Source organism: Paraburkholderia sp. Ac-20340, assembly GCF_017104965.1.
Taxonomy (GTDB): domain Bacteria; phylum Pseudomonadota; class Gammaproteobacteria; order Burkholderiales; family Burkholderiaceae; genus Paraburkholderia.
Genome location: NZ_JAAGPR010000028.1, coordinates 65,971 through 82,276, shown reverse-complemented (window position 1 = coordinate 82,276; position 16,306 = coordinate 65,971). Strand labels below are relative to the sequence as shown.

Here is a 16,306-nt window from a genome sequence, read left to right as displayed (position 1 = left end):
ATCGCCATGACGGAAATCCTTAGTTCCACCGATGCCCAGGGCGTCGCCACGCTCACGTTCAACCGCCCGGACGCGCTCAACGCGCTCAGCGAAACCATGGCCGTCGAACTTTGCTCGCGCCTCGATCGGCTGACGCAAGACCCGTCGGTGCGTGCAATCGTGCTGACCGGCGCGGGCCGTGCCTTCATGGCGGGCGGCGACGTCAACGCCATGCGCGCCGCGCTCGACTTGCCCGCAGCGCGCCGCACGCGCGCCATCGGCAAACTCGTGCGTCATGCTCAGGTTGCGGTCGCAACCATCGCGCGTTCCCCCAAACCGATCCTGGCAAGCGTGAACGGCGCGGCAGCGGGCTTCGGCCTCGCGCTCGTGGCCGCGTGCGACGTGGCGATCGCCGCCGACAACGCATCGTTCACCTCGGCGTACAACCGGCTCGGCACCTCGCCCGACGGCGGCGCGAGCTTCACACTGCCGCGTCTGCTGGGCACGCGCGTGGCCGCGCAATGGCTCTATCTGGACGAACGCCATAGCGCCGACGACGCCTTGCGCGTTGGCCTCGTCAACTGGGTGGTTCCCGCGGCAGAACTCGCGAGCGCAACACGTGAACGCGCCGAGCGTCTGGCCGAACTGTCGCCGGTCGCCTTCTCGCACACCAAACATCTGATCGCCGATGCACCGGGCCGCACGCTGGACGCGCAACTGCTGGCCGAACAACGCGGCTTTCTCGCCTGCGCATCGCAGGCCGATTTCCGCGAAGGCACCAACGCGTTTGCAGAACGTCGCGCGCCGCGCTTTCCCATCCGCACCGAGGAGCCCAAGCCATGAAACTGGCCGATACCGCCACCATCGTCGAAGAACTGCGCGCGGGGCGCATGGTGATCCTCGTCGATGAAGAAGACCGCGAAAACGAAGGCGATCTCGTCATTGCCGCCGATTGCGTGACGCCCGCCGCGATCAACTTCATGGCGCGCCACGCACGCGGTTTGATCTGCCTCACGCTCACGGCCGACCATGCAGCACGCCTGCAACTCTCGCCGATGAGCACGCGCAATGGCACACAGTACGGCACGGCGTTCACGGTCAGCATCGAGGCCGCGCAAGGCGTGACAACCGGCATCAGCGCCGCCGATCGCGCCCACACGATCCGCACGGCCACGGCGCCCGGCGTGCGTGCGGAGCATCTGGTGCAGCCTGGCCACGTGTTTCCCATCGTCGCGCGCGAAGGCGGCGTGCTGGTGCGCGCGGGCCATACGGAAGCGGGCTGCGATCTCACCGCGCTCGCGGGCTTCACGCCCGCCGCCGTGATCTGCGAAATCATGAACGACGACGGCACCATGGCGCGGCTGCCTGAACTCAAGCGTTTCGCACACGAACACGGCCTGAAAATAGGCACGATCGCCGATCTGATCCGCTATCGCAGCGAGCGCGAATCGCTGGTGGAGCGCATCGGCGCGCGCGCAATCGATACAGCGTGGGGTCGATTCGAGGCAATGGCCTATCGCGACCGCGTGAGCGGTGCAACGCATCTCGCGCTCGTGCGCGGCCAGCCAGACGCCGATATACCGACGCTCGTGCGCGTACAGGAGCGCGCCTCGCTGCTCGATCTGCTCGATCCTCTCGACGTGCGAACGAACGCGCACGTTCAGGCGCTGCACGCCTCGCTCGCGCGCATCGACGCGTGCGATTGCGGCGTGGCCGTGCTGCTCGATTGCGAATTGCGGGTGAATTCAGCGGAGAACCTGCGCGATGGGCAAGCCGCTTCGGCTTCGGTTTCTGGCAAACGCCATTACGGCATCGGCTCGCAGATTTTGCGCGACCTCGGTTTGAAAAGACTCAACGTGCTGTCCAGTCCGCTGAAATTGCCCGCGCTTTCAGGGCATGGACTGGAAATCAGCGCGTTTATTCCGCTAGAAGATCTGCCTGATATGGCGAGCGATAGCGTCAGCGCTTCTGTCGATTCGATTCGCGCTGCCGCGTTTGCGACGTATAGCGCGCCTGCGTTGGTCGAAGCATAAAAGAGAACACCCCACCATGAATCCAATCATCGCTCTCGTTACAGGCGCTTCGCGCGGCGCGGGCAAAGGCATTGCGCTCGCGCTGGGCGCGGCCGGCGCCACCGTTTATGTCACCGGCCGCTCGCAGCACGAAGGCGATGCGCCCTTGCCCGGCACCATCCACGCAACCGCTGCCGAAATCGACCGGCTGGGCGGACGCGGCATCGCCCTGCCCTGCGATCACGCCGACGATGCCCAGGTCGAAGCCGCCTTCGCCCGCATTTGCGCGGAGCAAGGACGGCTGGATGTGCTCGTGAATAACGCCACCGTGCTGCACGACGAGTTGATCCGCCCCGCGCCGTTCTGGGAAAAGCCGCTGGAGATGGTCGATATTCTCGACGTCGGGCTGCGCTCGGCTTATGTCGCAAGTTGGCACGCGGCAAAGCTGATGGCGGCGCAACGCAATGGCTTGATCGCGTTTACTTCGTCGTTTGGCGCGAGTTGCTATATGCACGGCGCGGCGTACGGCGCGCAAAAAGTGGGCGTGGATAAATTCGCCAAAGATATGGCTGTCGATCTGCGTGCATTCAATGTAGCGGCCGTTTCGATCTGGATGGGCATGCTGCAGACCGAACGCACCGCGCGCGTGATCGCCGCCCATCCCGAACAGTATGCGGGCTTCAGCGAACTCGCGGAAAGCCCGCAATTTACGGGTCGTCTTATCGATGCGCTTTATCGCGATCCGCAGCGCGCGGCTAAATCCGGCCTCGTGCTGGTCGGTGCGGAACTCGCGCGCGAATATGGTATTACCGATATCGACGGACGCCAGCCGCCTTCGCATCGCGAGCAACTGGGCGGACCGGTGCAGGCACATCCGGCTATCGTTGCCTGATTCGCGCGCGGTAGGGGCGTTGATTGTGCGTTCGTTGTGCGTTCAGTGCGCGTTCAGTGATACCCTGCGCGCATGACGACTCTCGCTTCCAATGCACTGGCCGCGTTGCGCGCTTCCTGCGATGCGTGCTTCGGCACGCCCACGGTGTGGCCGCTTATAGAAAACGCCTACAGCGAACCGCAGCGTTTCTATCACACGCTCGCGCACCTCGCGGAACTGTTCGATCAACTCGAACCGTTTCGCGGCGCAGCGCTCTGGCCCGCGATCGAGCTTGCCGTGTGGGGCCATGACGTGGTCTACGCAACTTCGTTGCCCGAATACGCCGATAACGAAGCGCTCAGCGCAACGTGGTTGCTGAACGTGACGCAAGCCCACTGTTCCGCAGACTGGCTGCGCACGCACGCCCTTCATCTGGCGTTAGCGCAGCAGTGGATACGCGCGACGAAAACCCATAAACTGCCGCCCGAATGCGAACGCGATCCGGCCCAAAAGCACGCGGCGCTGCTATTTCTCGATGCCGATCTCGCGATTCTCGCGGCACCGCTCGAACGCTTGATTGATTACGATAAGGGCATTGCGCAGGAATGGGCACAAGACCCAGATAATCCGGCAGAAGCGTTCCGTTTGGGACGTCTGCAAGCGCTCAAAAGCCTGCGCGAACATACGCCTTTATTTCATACCGATGAACTCGCGCGACGGGAATCACTCGCGCGCGAGAATCTCGATGCTTTAATCGCGCGATACGAGACTCGCCAATAATCAATTTGTATTCGCGAAGCTGCGCCGCGCCAATGGTAGGATTTGCACCAACTCCTACGCATTCGGGTTTTATATGCCGCGCGAAAATTTCAACGATCTGCTGGCCTTTATTGCCGTCGCGCGCGAACGCAGCTTTACGCGCGCGGCCGCGCAACTGGGCGTATCGCAATCGGCACTCAGCCACACGATACGCGCACTCGAAACGCGGCTTGGTCTGCGTCTGCTCACGCGCACGACGCGCAGCGTCTCCACGACCGAAGCGGGAGAGCGCCTGTTTCAGGCCGTGGCGCCGCGCTTCGAACAGATCGACACCGAACTCGCTGCACTTGCCGACCTGCGTGACAAGCCCGCCGGCACCATACGCATCACGGCCACGGACCACACTGTCGAAACGGTGATCTGGCCAAAGCTCAAGGACTTTCTGCCCGCCTACCCGGACATCAAGGTGGAAATCAGCGTGGATTACGGGCTGCGCGATATCGTCGCCGATCGATTCGACATTGGCGTGCGCACCGGCGATCAGGTCGCGAAGGACATGATCGCCGTACGCATCGCACCCGATCTGAAGATGGCGATTGTCGGCTCGCCCGAGTATCTCGCGAAGCAGAAAGCGCCCAGAACGCCGCAGGATCTGCTCAAGCACGACTGCATCACGCTGCGCCTGACCAGCGCAGGCGGCCTGTACGCGTGGGAACTGAAGAAGGACGACCACGACCTGCAGGTTCGCGTGGACGGCCAGCTCATCTTCAATACGATTCCGCAAATGCTGCATGCGGCGCTGGGCGGCTTCGGCCTGGCTTTTATGCCAGAGGATGTCGCGCTGCCTTATATTCGGGCGGGCCAGCTCAAGAGCGTGCTCAAGGACTGGTGCCCGGTGTTTCCCGGCTATCACGCGTATTACCCGAGCCGTCGGCAATCGTCGCGCGCGCTGGGTCTGGTCATCGACGCGCTACGTTATCGCGGCAAACTCCAGGCTTGATTCAGCCTGCGCGCTCAGAAACTACGACGGCCTTCGATCGGATAGTTAGGGTCCGTATAGCCGGGCGTGGAAACATGACCCGGCGGCACGAGGCTATCGATAAAGCGTTCGTCTTCGGCATCGAGTTTCAATTCGAGCGCCTGCATATAGCTGTCCCAATGCGCTTCGGTGCGTGGACCCGCGATCGTCGAACTCACGAGACGGTTGTTAAGCACCCACGCCAGCGCAAACGCAATCGCATTCGTGCCGCGCTGCGCGGCATATTCCGCAATACGTTGCGCGATCTGCAGCGATTCGGTGCGCCATTCCGTCTGCTGGATGCGACGGTCGCCACGGCCCGCGCGGCTATCCGCGGGCGGCGGCGCATCGGGCGTGTACTTGCCGGTCAGCACGCCGCGCGCGAGCGGGCTATAAGGCACCACGCCCAATCCATAGTGCGCGGCGGCGGGCAATTGTTCGACTTCGGCACTACGATCGACGATGTTGTAAAGCGGTTCGCTCGCCACCGGGCGATCGATGCAGAGTTGATCGGCAATACGCGCGACTTCGGCAATGCGCCAACCCCGGAAATTCGACAACCCGTAATAACGCACCTTGCCCTGGCGAATCAGATCGCCCACGGCGCGCACGCTTTCTTCGAGCGGCAGATCGGGCAGCGCGCGATGGAAATAAAGCACGTCGATATAGTCGGTGCCGAGCCGTTTGAGGCTTTCCTCCACGCTCTGATAAATCCATTTGCGCGACTGGCCCTGACGGTTCGGGCCTTGTGCCGGACCGGCCGCGTAACCGAATTTGGTGGCAACAACCCAGTCATCGCGATGCGCGGCAATGGCACGTCCCACGATTTCCTCGGAGCGGCCTGCGTGGTAGACATCAGCCGTGTCGATGAAGTTGACACCTTGTTCGAAGGCTTTTTCGATGATGCGCCGTGATGTCGCTTCATCGGTTTCGCCGCCGAACATCATGGCGCCGAGACACAACGGCGATACCTTGAGGCCGCTGCGGCCAAGATTGCGATAGTCCATCTGCTTTCACTCCGAAATGACTGCACGCCGGCACGACGGCCAGATCTGCATAACATCCGCATTAGAAACCAGATCTGTCGCGGGATAAAGACCATGAATCGGCATGCTTTCATGAATCCGCCTCATTAATTCACGGACCGGTGGCGCCAAGCGGATCGATCTGTTTCGCGCGCCATTTAATTCGCTATCCTTTCTATATTCGATCAATGAAAAGCGCGGTAGTTATCGCCCTACTTTTCGACCCGGCAACAATAGCGCAGAATGGAGCGGACGCATGAAACCGTTGTACGCGCGCTTTCCCACATTCTGGGTACACACAAAAAAACCGGAGACGTGATGGACGATAAGCTTGTTGCGAACGCTTCTGCTTCTTCTGCTGCTTCCCCTACGACACGCGCCAATTTTCGCTGGCACGTGCTGGTCTGGCTGCTCATCGGCGGCATCATCAACTACCTGGATCGTGCGAATCTGGCCATTGCCGCGCCCGGCATGATTCACGATCTCGGTCTCACACGGACACAGATTGGCCTGCTTGGCACGGTGTTTTCATGGACCTATGCGGTCATGCAATTGCCAGCGGGCTGGATCATCGACCGCTTCGGCGCCCGGCGCGTCTACGCAATCGGCATGATCTGGTGGAGCGTGGCAACGTGGCTCACGGGCATTGTTGGGTCCGTTGCGGGACTCGTGCTCATGCGCGTGCTGCTGGCCGTGGGCGAGGCGCCGTGCTGGCCCACCTCGGCCAAGATCACGGCCGCGTGGTTTCCCGCGAAAGAGCGCGGCTTTGCCACCGGCATCTGGGATTCGTCCTCGAAATGGGGCCCGGCGCTCGCGCCTGCTGTGCTGGTCGCGCTGATGATCGCGTTTGGCTGGCGTTCGCTGTTTCATGTGACGGGCGCACTCGGCATCGTATTCGCTGCACTGTTCCTGCTGCTCTATCGCAATCCGGCGCAAAGCCAGCGTCTCTCGCGCGAAGAATTCGCCTATATCGAAGCGGGCGGCGGCGGTCATGAACATTCGCTCGACAGCGCGCCCATCAAATGGCGCTCGCTGTTCGCCTCGCAAAGCGTGTGGGGCATGATCCTGGGCTACTTCTGCGCCATCTGGCTGTGGAATCTCTTTCTGGTGTTTCTGCCGTTGTATCTGATCGACCGCTTTCATATTTCACTGATACAACTGGGCTTTTACGCGAGTATTCCGTGGTTCGGCGGCGCGGCCGGTGAAATCATTGCAGGCTTTATTGCCGCACGACTCGTCGATCGCGGCGTGGCAACGCCGATGGTCGCCAAGCGCATCTTGATCGTGATCTGCTCGCTGGGCGCAGCGCTTTGCGCGATTGGGCTGCCGTTCGTGCAATCGATTGGCGCGACCATTACGCTAATGACAGTCGGTCTCGCGTGTATCGCGGCGACTATCGGCAATGCATGGGCGCTTGCGGGCGATATCGCGCCGCGTTCGATGATTGCATCGGTCAGCGCGATCCAGAATTTTGGCGGCTATTTTGGCGGCGCATTTTCACCTGTAGCCGCAGGCTTTATTGTCGATCGCACGGGCTCGTATACGCTGGCATTCGTGATCGGCGGCGCCATCGCCGGTTGCGCCGCACTGTTCTACTGGTTCATGGCGCGCCGCACGGTAGTGCCCGCAACCTGAGCATGTCTATGCACGTCTATTCAATACCCTGCCTTTATACTTCCTGACTCAAGTAAAAATACGGCGGCATGCTGCTATAGCGTGCCGCCCGCTAACAAGGAAGACAGGATGGGACCGTATGTGGACGCCGTGCCCTCGGCCGAGGTGCTTCCCGCGCGTGCGGACGTGGTCATCGTCGGCGGCGGGATTATCGGCGTATCGGCGGCTTGGCATCTGGCCTCGCAGGGCGTGAGTGTCGTGCTCTGCGAGAAAGGCTATGTGGCCGGCGAGCAATCGAGCCGCAACTGGGGTTGGTGCCGCCAGGCAGGCCGCGATATGCGCGAGATGCCACTCATCACCGAAAGCATGCGCCACTGGCGCGCGATGAGCGAGACCGTGGGCGCTGATGTGGGTTATCGCGAATGCGGCGTGCTTTATATCGGCGAAAGCGAAGCAGACGAGGCCGGTTTCCAGCAATGGTTCGACGACGCAAGCGGCTACGACACCGGCGCCCGCATGCTGCGCGGCGCCGATCTCGCGAAACTGCTGCCGGGTGCATCGCGCAGTTTCCGCGCAGGCCTGTTCGTGCCCACCGATGGCCGCGCGGAACCGCAACGCGCCGCGCCTGCCCTCGCGCGCGCTGCACAGGCGCGCGGCGCGACCATCGTCGCGCATTGCTCGGTCCGTGCGCTCGAACGCTCTGCGGGCCGTGTTTCCGGTGTGATTACAAACCGTGGCCGCATCGGCTGCGATGCGGTGATTCTCGCGGGCGGCGCATGGTCGAGCCTGTTCTGCGCACACGAGGGCGTGCGCCTGCCGCAATTGAAAGTGCTGGGCACCGTGCTGCGTACTTCGCCGGTTGAAGACGGGCCGCTCACGTGCGGCTGGCTCGGCGATATTGGTTATCGCAAGCGCCTCGATGGTGGCTATACGATCGGTTACGCCGGCCATCGCTATACCCCGGCGAGCCCCAATGGCCTGCGTTTTCTGCGCGAATATGTGCCCTTGCTCAAGCAGAACTGGCGCACGATCCGCCCGCGTTTCGATGCTGCCGCGCTGCGCGAATTCCGTGATCGGCCCGGCTGGCGATCCGACGAACGCAGCCCGTTCGAGCGCACACGCACCATGGACCCCACTCCTTCGCAACGCGGCGTGGCGGCGGCAATGGCCAGCATGACGCGGCTTTTTCCGGCATTCAAGGATGCGCAGGTCGTGCAGGAATGGGCCTGTTATATGGATGTCACGCCGGACATCATTCCGTATATCGGTGCGAGCGCAACGATTCCAGGCTTGACGGTGGCAACGGGCTTTTCGGGCCACGGTTTCGGTATCGGCCCGGCGGCGGGGCGCGCTGCCGCCGATATCGCAATTGGCCGCGATGCCGGCATCGATCTCGCACCGTTCTCGCTGGACCGTTTCGCACCCGGCATGCCGATCGTGCCCGGCGGCGAGATCTGATATCGCACGAGCGCGGCCCACGCGGCTACGTTCACGCTCAGGGCGGTGCAGCATTTCAGCGCACCGCCCTTTTTATTTTCCTCTCGATTTCAGCAGAAGAATGTGCATCCCGGAAAAACATACACGATTCATTTATTTCGGCATCCCGATTATTTACCCGATATGACGTGATATGCCGCTTTTATAGCCCTCTTTCTATCGCCTGCAATTCACTATGATCGATCCCTATGGTAGACGCGCTTAATTGATTGCTCTATACTCGGTTCAACTTCTTTACAAAACGCACGATCTTGTGCGAAACGGAAGGCAAGTTCGCGCTTCGTTGCGCGCGCATCCGTTTCGCCACCTCCAGGGGGCCTCCGGCTCCAGCGGTTTGAAATCCGGCCCAGAGAGTCATCGCCGGTTTCCACCGCATTCATGTCGTCTTTTTCATAGACGGCGCCCTGCCCGGGCACGCTTTTCGCTACGCCGGGCTGAACATGACAATCAGACGAACGCCGTTACGCGTTCACTCGACTGCCCGCTGCGCACGATCGCAGCCGGCAAGAACTGTTTCCGTCAGTTCAATCGCGGCCTTGCCGGGATCACGAACTTCCATTCGCGGCGCCATCTGGCGTCTTCGCAGCGCATTGCTTTCCGCTTTTTACGCGCTGCACCGAGTTTGAGGAGGCGTATCTTCATGAATCGACGCACTGTCCAGGTAGTGGGCAGCCTGATCGCACTAGCCGTTATCGCCTGGGCGCTTGCCCGCGGCATCGGCGCCGATACTTTCCGCGCTCATGCGGGAGATCTCGCGTATTACGCGGGCCAGCATATGCTGCTGGTCGGCTATTCGATGGTGCTTGCCATCCTTGTCGGCGTGCCCGCCGGCGTGCTGCTGAGCAGGCCGCGCTTTCAGCGCCAGGCTGAACGCTTCATGCAGATTTTCAACATCGGCAATACGATTCCCTCGCTTGCCGTGCTGGCCATTGCGCTGGGCATTTTCGGCATCGGCAATATTCCGGCTATCGTGGCCTTGTTCCTCGCCTCGTTGTTACCGATCACGCGTAACAGCTACGAAGGGGTGAAGAACGTGCCGGGTTCGCTGCGCGAAGCCGCCAAAGGTATCGGCATGACGGGCTGGCAATCGCTCACCCGCGTGGAGTTGCCCAATGCCCTGCCGATCATCGTGGGCGGCATTCGCACCGCGCTCGCGATCAATGTGGGCACGGCACCGCTCGCCTATCTGATTGGCGCGGACAGTCTGGGCTCGTTGATCTTCCCCGGCATCTATCTCGACAACGAACCGCTGCTGTTGCTGGGCGCCGCATTCACCGCGATCCTTGCGCTCCTGCTCGACGGCATCGTCGCGACCGGTAGCCGTCAATGGCTGCTCCGTCACGGAGGCGTCGTATGATGATTCGGAGTACGATTCGACGTTTCGCCAGCCTCTGCGCGATTGGCGTGCTGTGTGCTGCAGCAAGCAGCAGCGCCTTCGCCAGCAAGATCGTGCTGGGCGCGAAGAACTTTACCGAGCAATACGTGCTGGCCGAAGTCACGGCGCAATATCTGCGTTCGCGCGGCTACGACGTGGAAGTGCGCTCGGGTCTGGGCAGCACGCTCATGCGCAGCGCGCTCGAAAACGGCCAGTTCGATCTCGTCTGGGATTACACGGGTACGGCCGCGCTGGTCTATGACAAGCTCACCGACAAACTCGGGCCCGAGGCCATGTACCAGCGCGTGAAAGCGCTCGACGCGCCGCGCGGTCTGGTCTGGCTCAATGCTTCCTCGCTCAACGATACCTATGCGCTGGGCCTGCCGCGCCAGTTCGCCGAATCATCGGGTATCAAGACGGTTTCGCAGCTTGCCGATTATCTGAAGACGAGTCCCGAAGCCAGACATATTGTGTTTGGTATGGATGCCGAATTCGCCAATCGCCCCGATGGCCTCAAGCCGTTTCTCGATACCTACGGCATGCACTTCAAGCGTTCGCAGATGAAGCAGATGGACCCGGGTCTCGTCTACACGGCGCTGCATAACAATCAGTTGAAGATCGGCCTCGTTTATACGACCGATGGCCGCGTGAAGGGTTTCGGCATCGTGCCGCTGGAAGACGACAAGCACTACTTCCCGCCGTACAACGCCGTGCCGGTGGTGCGTAAAAGCGCACTCGAGCAGAACCCCAAGCTTGCTGCGCAACTCAATGCCCTTTCGGCCGCGCTCAACAACGAAGTCATGCAGGACATGAACAAGGCCGTGGACCTCGACGGCAAGCCGCCGCGCGAAGTGGCGCAGGACTTCCTGCGCGCGCATCCGCTGCCTTGAAGGAGACCGTATGAACGTATTCGACTATCTCGCTTCGAGCTGGCCCGATCTTCTGCAACTGACGTTGCAGCATATCTATCTCGTGGGTATCGCCGTCGGTTGCGCGATCATCGTGGGCGTACCGCTGGGCGTGCTGATCAATCGGCATCAATGGCTCGCCGGGCCGCTGCTCAGCGTCGCCACCATCGTGCTGACGCTGCCGTCTATCGCGCTGTTCGGGCTGATGATTCCGTTCTTTTCGCGCTTCGGCCAGGGCATTGGCGCCCTGCCGGCAATTACGGCGGTGTTTCTTTATTCGCTGTTGCCGATCATGCGCAACACCTATCTCGCGCTGCATAACGTGGATGCGGGCATCAAGGAAGCCGGCACCGGTATTGGCATGACGTCGTGGCAGCGTCTGCGTCTCGTCGATCTGCCGCTCGCGGTGCCCGTGATTCTTGCGGGTGTGCGTACCGCCGTGGTGATGAACATCGGCGTGATGACGATTGCGGCCGTGATCGGCGCGGGCGGGCTGGGCACGCTGATCCTGCGTGCGATCGGCCAGAGTAGCATGATGAAACTGCTGGTAGGCGCGGTGCTCGTGAGCATTCTCGCCATCGTTGCGGATCTGTTCCTGCAGATGCTGCAACGCGCCTTGACACCGAAAGGAGTACAGAAGACATGATCGAACTCGACAAACTGACCAAGACCTTCACGCAGAAAGGCGGCCAGCCCGTGAAGGCGGTCGATGCCGTGAGCCTTTCGGTCCAGGAAGGGGAAATCTGCGTGTTTCTCGGCCCTTCGGGCTGCGGCAAGACCACCACGCTGAAGATGATCAACCGCCTGATCGAGCCCACGTCTGGCCGCGTGCTGATCAACGGCGAGGACACCACGGGTCTGAACGAAGTCGATCTGCGCCGCCATATTGGCTATGTGATCCAGCAGATCGGTCTGTTCCCGAACATGACGATCGAGGAAAACATCACGGTCGTTCCGCGTCTGCTGGGCTGGGATAAAAAGCGTTGTGCGGAGCGCGCGAAAGAGTTGATGTCGATGGTCGCGCTCGATCCCAAGCAGTATCTGAAGCGTTATCCGCGTGAGCTTTCGGGTGGCCAGCAACAGCGTATTGGCGTGATTCGCGCGCTCGCCGCCGATCCGCCGGTGCTGCTGATGGACGAACCGTTCGGCGCAGTGGACCCGATCAATCGCGAGACCATCCAGAACGAATTCTTCCAGATGCAGCGGCAACTGAAGAAGACCGTGATCATGGTGAGCCACGATATCGACGAAGCGATCAAACTGGGCGACCGCATCGCCGTGTTCCGTCGCGGCCAGCTCGTGCAGTACGACCATCCCGATACGCTGCTGGCGCGTCCGCGCGATGAGTTCGTCGCGCAGTTCGTCGGCCAGGACAGCACGCTCAAGCGCCTGTTGCTGGTGAAGGCCGGCGACGCCGCCACCCAGCCGGAAACGGCACGCGTGACCACGCCGCTTGCGCAAGCCTTTGCAGTGATGGACGAAGCGGATACGCGCTATCTGACCGTGCTGGACGATTCGGGCCATGCGCTAGGCTTTGTCACGCGCCGGGCGGCACGCGGCACGGAAGGCGTTTGTGGCGATCGTGTGACGCCCTTCCCGGCCAGCGTTTCTGCTGAAGATAATCTGCGTGTGGTGCTCTCGAAGATGTATCAGTTCAGCGCTTCGTGGATGCCGGTGCTCGATGCCGATGGCGCGTATATCGGCGAGATCACCCAGGATTCGATCGCTGCGTACCTGAGTTCGGGCCGTTCGCGTCAGCAGACCGGCCAGCCGCCCGGCACGGCCAGTCCGATCGTGCACGCGGCAGCGTAATCACGTGTGAACGAAATAAGGGCCGGCGCTTTTTTAAAAGCGTCGGCCCATTTCTTAAGCGTTTCCTAAGTTGCGTGCACGCATAATCGAGGCATGCGCAACACGCCGCGTCCGATGCGGCGCCCACAGCCTCAGTCATGAAACGCCTTTATCAGCATCGCGGCCATGCCGTCGACGTCAGCGTCGAAGCCCAATGCCCCGCCTGGTCCACACAGGACAATCCCGTCACAGCGCCCGATTATGTCGCTATCCTGACGATTTACTTGAATGAATCGCATGCACAGCCGTTGCTTGGCCCGTTGCGCATCGAGCGCATGGCCGGACAGGTCTTTGCATCCGAGGTAGAAGCGTTGATGGGTGGATTCAGCGAAGGCCGCCGTCTTGTCGACCGGTTGGTGGAAAGCGGCGAAGGCCATACGCAAGCCATCGCAAGCGATGTGGAAAGCGCAGCGGAAAACAGCGCGGCCTGACAAGCAACAAGCCTTACGACGCCATCGCATTAAGCGCGGCACGGCGTTCGAACCAGCGCGAAACCAGCACCATCACGGCGACCGCTGCGATCACGCCATAGCGAAAGCCAGGCGTTGCGAAGACATGCTGTGGCACGCGCAACCATTCGATCGCTACGAATACCGCTGCCTGAATAACCATCGCCGTCATGGCGATAACAACAAGGTCCGCGCGTAGCTGGGCAAAGATCAGCGGCTTCATGGCGGGCACTCCATTACACGAAAACGGCACGCCGATCTTAGCGAAGCCTCCCTGAAGAGAAGCTTAACTACCCCGCGTCGGCGCGCCTCGTGCAATACAGCATATTACTGAAAGCAGGCTGTTAGCGCGATGTACGGAAAGCCCTTTATTCCACGAGGAATCGTTGCGCGAGCCGCACCCAAGCCGCCGCGCCCAGTGGCAAGACTTGATCGTTGAAATCGTAGCCCGGGTTGTGCACCATGCAGCCGCCAAACTCCCCTTCGCCATTGCCCAGCAGCAGATAGCAGCCTGGCACCGCGTTGAGCATCCACGCAAAATCTTCGCTGCCGTTCAAACCCTTGGGCGCTTGCACGACGACGTTTTCCGCGCCCACCAGTTCCGTGCAAACCTGTTGCGCAAGCAACGTTTCCTGCGGCGTGTTCACCATTGGCGGCGTGAGCTGACGATAATCGATCAACGCCTCCACGCCATGCGCCTGCGCCGTGACCGCCACGATTTCGCGCACGCGCTGCTCCACCAGTTCGCGCGTTTCGGGGCGCGCTGCGCGAATGTTCAGGCCCAATGTCACGGTTTCTGGAATCACGTTATGCGTGGCGCCGCCGCGGATGAAACCGACCGAGACCACGGCGGTATCGTCGGGAGCGACGTTGCGCGCAACGACCGTCTGCAAGGCCGTGACGATTGCAGCAGCCGCAACAATTGGATCTTTCACGCGATGCGGCATGGCGCCGTGACCGCCCACACCCTTGAGCGTGACGTCGGCCACATCCGAAGAAAGACTCACCGATCCTTCCAGCACGCGGAATGTGCCGGCGGGCACGCCCGGCATATTGTGCAAACCGTACACGGCGTCGCACGGAAAGCGCTCGAACAGACCATCGTCGATCATCGCCTTCGCGCCACAGAGGTTTTCCTCGTCGGGCTGAAAGATGAGATTGAGCGTGCCGTTGAAATCGCGCGCCTGCGCGAGCCGCTTGGCTGCCGCGAGCAGAATCGCCGTATGGCCGTCGTGACCACACGCGTGCATCTTGCCTGCGTTCTGGCTGGCATACGGCAGGCCGGTGTTTTCGACGATAGGCAGCGCGTCCATATCGGCGCGAATACCCAGACGGCGCGTGCCCGTGCCCACCTTCAACTGGCCAACCACACCGCTGCGGCCCACGCCCGTATGCACTTCATAGCCCCATTTTTCCAACAGCATGGCAACGAGTTTCGCCGTCGCGCCCACTTCGAATCCTAGTTCGGGCTGCGAATGAATCTGGCGACGAATCCCGACGAACTCTTCAGCGTCGATTTCGATTTCCGGCAACAGCGTGGGCAACAACTGGAACGGCGTAAGCGTATTTTCGCGTTTCATGTTTGTGTTTCCTCCTGAGCGTCTCGTGGCAATACAGCGTTATGGCATCTCACCTGCAATCGAAACCGGTTCAACTGATGCGGCGCTCGCGAATGCTCCCCACCGCACACAGCGTCACCAGCCCGCACGCAACCATATACAAGGCAGGCGCAAGCGGATTACCGGTCTTCGCGATCAACCAGGTGACAATGAATTGCGAGCTGCCGCCGAATACCGTCACGCCCACGCTGTAGATCACCGAAAGTCCACTGGCGCGCACCGACGTGGGCAGCATTTCCATCAGCACAAGCAGCATCGGCGTGGAGCCGAGGTTCGAAGCAGCGGTCAGAATCACCGAAAGCAGCAGCACGAGCGGCACGCTCGGATAGTGCGCCATCAGCCAGAATGCGGGCACCACGGCCAGCAGATTGAACACGATCGCGCCCATGACGAGCGGCTTGCGCTGCGCGAGGCGATCGGCAAGACGGCCGGAGACCAGCGAGGCGATCAGCATGGTGATGCCGGTTGCGCAGCCCGAAAGCAGCGACAGCGAAGGCGGCATCTTGAGCACGCGAATCATGTAAGTGGGCATGAAAAACACCACCAGATACATGCCGACGGTGCCCGCCGTGACCGCGAGAATGCCCTTGATCACCTTGTCGCCGTGCTCGCGCATCAGCGTGCCGAGCGGGCTGGGGGCATCGGGTTCGGCTTCGTGCGTTTCGTCGAGTTTCGAGCGGATATACAGACCCACCGGTGCAATCAGCAGGCCGCCGAGAAACGGCAGGCGCCAGCCCCAGCTTTCCAGCGCGGCGGGCGTGAGCGTTGCGTAAAGCGTGGCGCCCGTGAGCGCGCCCAGCAGCGCCGAAATGCCCTGGCTGCCGAGTTGCCAGCTCACGCGAAAGCCGCGCTGCGCGACCGAGCCCGATTCCATCAGCATGGACGTCGAGGCGCCAATTTCGCCGCCCAGCGAAAAGCCCTGCAAAAGACGGCCCGCGAGCAGCACGAGCGAACCCACCACGCCCGCCTGCTGATAGGTGGGCGCAAAGGCGATGCAGAGCGTGCCGCCCACCATCAGCGCGATGGTGAGCGTCATGGCTGCCTTGCGCCCGCGCCGGTCAGCGTAGCTGCCGATCACGAGGCCGCCCAGCGGACGCATGACAAAGCCAATGCCGAATGTCGCCACCGCGAGCAGCAGCGAACCGTAGGGGCTATCCGTAGGGAAAAAGAGGTGGCCGATCAGGAGGGCAAAAAAACTGTAGACGGTGAAGTCGTACATTTCGAGCGCATTGCCGATCGAACAGGCGGCGATCAGGCGAAACTGGCTCTGGCGCGCCGGCGTGGGGACGGCGGCGGCAGCGCCGAGCGTAACGTCATTCATGGCGGATC

At 61.7% G+C, this 16,306-nt stretch carries 16 protein-coding genes; 12 read left to right on the top strand and 4 right to left on the bottom strand.

The features are described 5' to 3' along the window. The first annotated feature begins 6 nt into the window (after positions 1-6). The 5 genes from G3N59_RS27770 (at position 7) to G3N59_RS27750 (ending at position 4,621) form a co-directional block, all read left to right on the top strand. Positions 7-822, top strand: coding sequence for an enoyl-CoA hydratase-related protein (locus G3N59_RS27770; protein ID WP_205986031.1), 816 nt, complete (start codon positions 7-9; stop codon positions 820-822). Next, complete coding sequence (gene ribBA / locus G3N59_RS27765; protein ID WP_205986030.1) at positions 819-2,012, top strand: bifunctional 3,4-dihydroxy-2-butanone-4-phosphate synthase/GTP cyclohydrolase II; 1,194 nt, start codon at positions 819-821, stop codon at positions 2,010-2,012. The genes G3N59_RS27770 and ribBA overlap by 4 nt, the downstream gene beginning before the upstream one ends. Before the next feature lie 16 nt (positions 2,013-2,028). After that, the gene (locus G3N59_RS27760; RefSeq protein WP_205986029.1) at positions 2,029-2,883 is read left to right on the top strand and encodes an SDR family NAD(P)-dependent oxidoreductase; all 855 of its coding nucleotides are present in this window, start codon (positions 2,029-2,031) and stop codon (positions 2,881-2,883) included. A gap of 72 nt (positions 2,884-2,955) precedes the next feature. Then, positions 2,956-3,642 (top strand): hypothetical protein, encoded by a 687-nt coding sequence (locus tag G3N59_RS27755; RefSeq protein ID WP_205986028.1) that lies wholly within the window; start codon positions 2,956-2,958, stop codon positions 3,640-3,642. 73 nt (positions 3,643-3,715) lie between these two features. Continuing rightward, a complete protein-coding gene (locus tag G3N59_RS27750) occupies positions 3,716-4,621 on the top strand; it encodes a LysR family transcriptional regulator (RefSeq protein ID WP_205986027.1) in 906 nt (301 codons plus the stop codon). A 14-nt stretch (positions 4,622-4,635) separates the two neighbouring features. Here the strand turns inward: G3N59_RS27750 and G3N59_RS27745 are convergent, their stop codons facing one another. Further along, on the bottom strand, positions 4,636-5,646 hold the full coding sequence (locus G3N59_RS27745) for an aldo/keto reductase (protein ID WP_205986026.1): 1,011 nt from the start codon (positions 5,644-5,646) through the stop codon (positions 4,636-4,638). A 336-nt stretch (positions 5,647-5,982) separates the two neighbouring features. Here G3N59_RS27745 and G3N59_RS27740 point away from each other — a divergent pair, with 336 nt between their 5' ends. The 7 genes from G3N59_RS27740 (at position 5,983) to G3N59_RS27710 (ending at position 13,340) form a co-directional block, all read left to right on the top strand. Next, positions 5,983-7,299, top strand: coding sequence for an MFS transporter (locus G3N59_RS27740; RefSeq protein ID WP_205986025.1), 1,317 nt, complete (start codon positions 5,983-5,985; stop codon positions 7,297-7,299). 108 nt (positions 7,300-7,407) lie between these two features. Further along, positions 7,408-8,736, top strand: coding sequence for an FAD-binding oxidoreductase (locus G3N59_RS27735; RefSeq protein ID WP_205986024.1), 1,329 nt, complete (start codon positions 7,408-7,410; stop codon positions 8,734-8,736). Between the two features lie 679 nt (positions 8,737-9,415). Beyond that, entirely contained in the window at positions 9,416-10,132 is a 717-nt protein-coding gene (locus G3N59_RS27730) for an ABC transporter permease (RefSeq protein ID WP_205986023.1), read from the top strand. Then, the gene (locus G3N59_RS27725; RefSeq protein WP_205986065.1) at positions 10,132-11,040 is read left to right on the top strand and encodes a glycine betaine ABC transporter substrate-binding protein; all 909 of its coding nucleotides are present in this window, start codon (positions 10,132-10,134) and stop codon (positions 11,038-11,040) included. Before G3N59_RS27730 ends, G3N59_RS27725 begins: the two co-directional genes overlap by 1 nt. 10 nt (positions 11,041-11,050) lie before the next feature. Further along, complete coding sequence (locus G3N59_RS27720; RefSeq protein WP_205986022.1) at positions 11,051-11,704, top strand: ABC transporter permease; 654 nt, start codon at positions 11,051-11,053, stop codon at positions 11,702-11,704. Beyond that, entirely contained in the window at positions 11,701-12,870 is a 1,170-nt protein-coding gene (locus G3N59_RS27715) for an ABC transporter ATP-binding protein (protein WP_205986021.1), read from the top strand. The genes G3N59_RS27720 and G3N59_RS27715 overlap by 4 nt, the downstream gene beginning before the upstream one ends. 137 nt (positions 12,871-13,007) lie before the next feature. Further along, positions 13,008-13,340: a hypothetical protein gene (locus G3N59_RS27710; RefSeq protein WP_205986020.1), complete on the top strand. Its 333-nt coding sequence runs from the start codon at positions 13,008-13,010 to the stop codon at positions 13,338-13,340. A 13-nt stretch (positions 13,341-13,353) separates the two neighbouring features. Here the strand turns inward: G3N59_RS27710 and G3N59_RS27705 are convergent, their stop codons facing one another. The 3 genes from G3N59_RS27705 to G3N59_RS27695 all read right to left on the bottom strand — a co-directional run bounded on the left by G3N59_RS27705 (position 13,354) and on the right by G3N59_RS27695 (position 16,298). After that, on the bottom strand, positions 13,354-13,581 hold the full coding sequence (locus G3N59_RS27705) for a hypothetical protein (RefSeq protein ID WP_205986019.1): 228 nt from the start codon (positions 13,579-13,581) through the stop codon (positions 13,354-13,356). 145 nt (positions 13,582-13,726) lie between these two features. Next, entirely contained in the window at positions 13,727-14,938 is a 1,212-nt protein-coding gene (locus G3N59_RS27700; RefSeq protein ID WP_205986018.1) for a M20 aminoacylase family protein, read from the bottom strand. Between the two features lie 70 nt (positions 14,939-15,008). Continuing rightward, positions 15,009-16,298 (bottom strand): MFS transporter, encoded by a 1,290-nt coding sequence (locus G3N59_RS27695; protein WP_205986017.1) that lies wholly within the window; start codon positions 16,296-16,298, stop codon positions 15,009-15,011. Between the last annotated feature and the right edge of the window lie 8 nt (positions 16,299-16,306).

What these genes read in the sequence shown, in the direction of transcription:
- G3N59_RS27770 (WP_205986031.1), top strand. Translation starts at nt 7, where the DNA reads ATGACGGAAATCCTTAGTTCCACCGATGCCCAGGGCGTCGCCACGCTC.
- ribBA (WP_205986030.1), top strand. Translation starts at nt 819, where the DNA reads ATGAAACTGGCCGATACCGCCACCATCGTCGAAGAACTGCGCGCGGGG.
- G3N59_RS27760 (WP_205986029.1), top strand. Translation starts at nt 2,029, where the DNA reads ATGAATCCAATCATCGCTCTCGTTACAGGCGCTTCGCGCGGCGCGGGC.
- G3N59_RS27755 (WP_205986028.1), top strand. Translation starts at nt 2,956, where the DNA reads ATGACGACTCTCGCTTCCAATGCACTGGCCGCGTTGCGCGCTTCCTGC.
- G3N59_RS27750 (WP_205986027.1), top strand. Translation starts at nt 3,716, where the DNA reads ATGCCGCGCGAAAATTTCAACGATCTGCTGGCCTTTATTGCCGTCGCG.
- G3N59_RS27745 (WP_205986026.1), bottom strand. Translation starts at nt 5,646, where the DNA reads ATGGACTATCGCAATCTTGGCCGCAGCGGCCTCAAGGTATCGCCGTTG.
- G3N59_RS27740 (WP_205986025.1), top strand. Translation starts at nt 5,983, where the DNA reads ATGGACGATAAGCTTGTTGCGAACGCTTCTGCTTCTTCTGCTGCTTCC.
- G3N59_RS27735 (WP_205986024.1), top strand. Translation starts at nt 7,408, where the DNA reads ATGGGACCGTATGTGGACGCCGTGCCCTCGGCCGAGGTGCTTCCCGCG.
- G3N59_RS27730 (WP_205986023.1), top strand. Translation starts at nt 9,416, where the DNA reads ATGAATCGACGCACTGTCCAGGTAGTGGGCAGCCTGATCGCACTAGCC.
- G3N59_RS27725 (WP_205986065.1), top strand. Translation starts at nt 10,132, where the DNA reads ATGATTCGGAGTACGATTCGACGTTTCGCCAGCCTCTGCGCGATTGGC.
- G3N59_RS27720 (WP_205986022.1), top strand. Translation starts at nt 11,051, where the DNA reads ATGAACGTATTCGACTATCTCGCTTCGAGCTGGCCCGATCTTCTGCAA.
- G3N59_RS27715 (WP_205986021.1), top strand. Translation starts at nt 11,701, where the DNA reads ATGATCGAACTCGACAAACTGACCAAGACCTTCACGCAGAAAGGCGGC.
- G3N59_RS27710 (WP_205986020.1), top strand. Translation starts at nt 13,008, where the DNA reads ATGAAACGCCTTTATCAGCATCGCGGCCATGCCGTCGACGTCAGCGTC.
- G3N59_RS27705 (WP_205986019.1), bottom strand. Translation starts at nt 13,581, where the DNA reads ATGAAGCCGCTGATCTTTGCCCAGCTACGCGCGGACCTTGTTGTTATC.
- G3N59_RS27700 (WP_205986018.1), bottom strand. Translation starts at nt 14,938, where the DNA reads ATGAAACGCGAAAATACGCTTACGCCGTTCCAGTTGTTGCCCACGCTG.
- G3N59_RS27695 (WP_205986017.1), bottom strand. Translation starts at nt 16,298, where the DNA reads ATGAATGACGTTACGCTCGGCGCTGCCGCCGCCGTCCCCACGCCGGCG.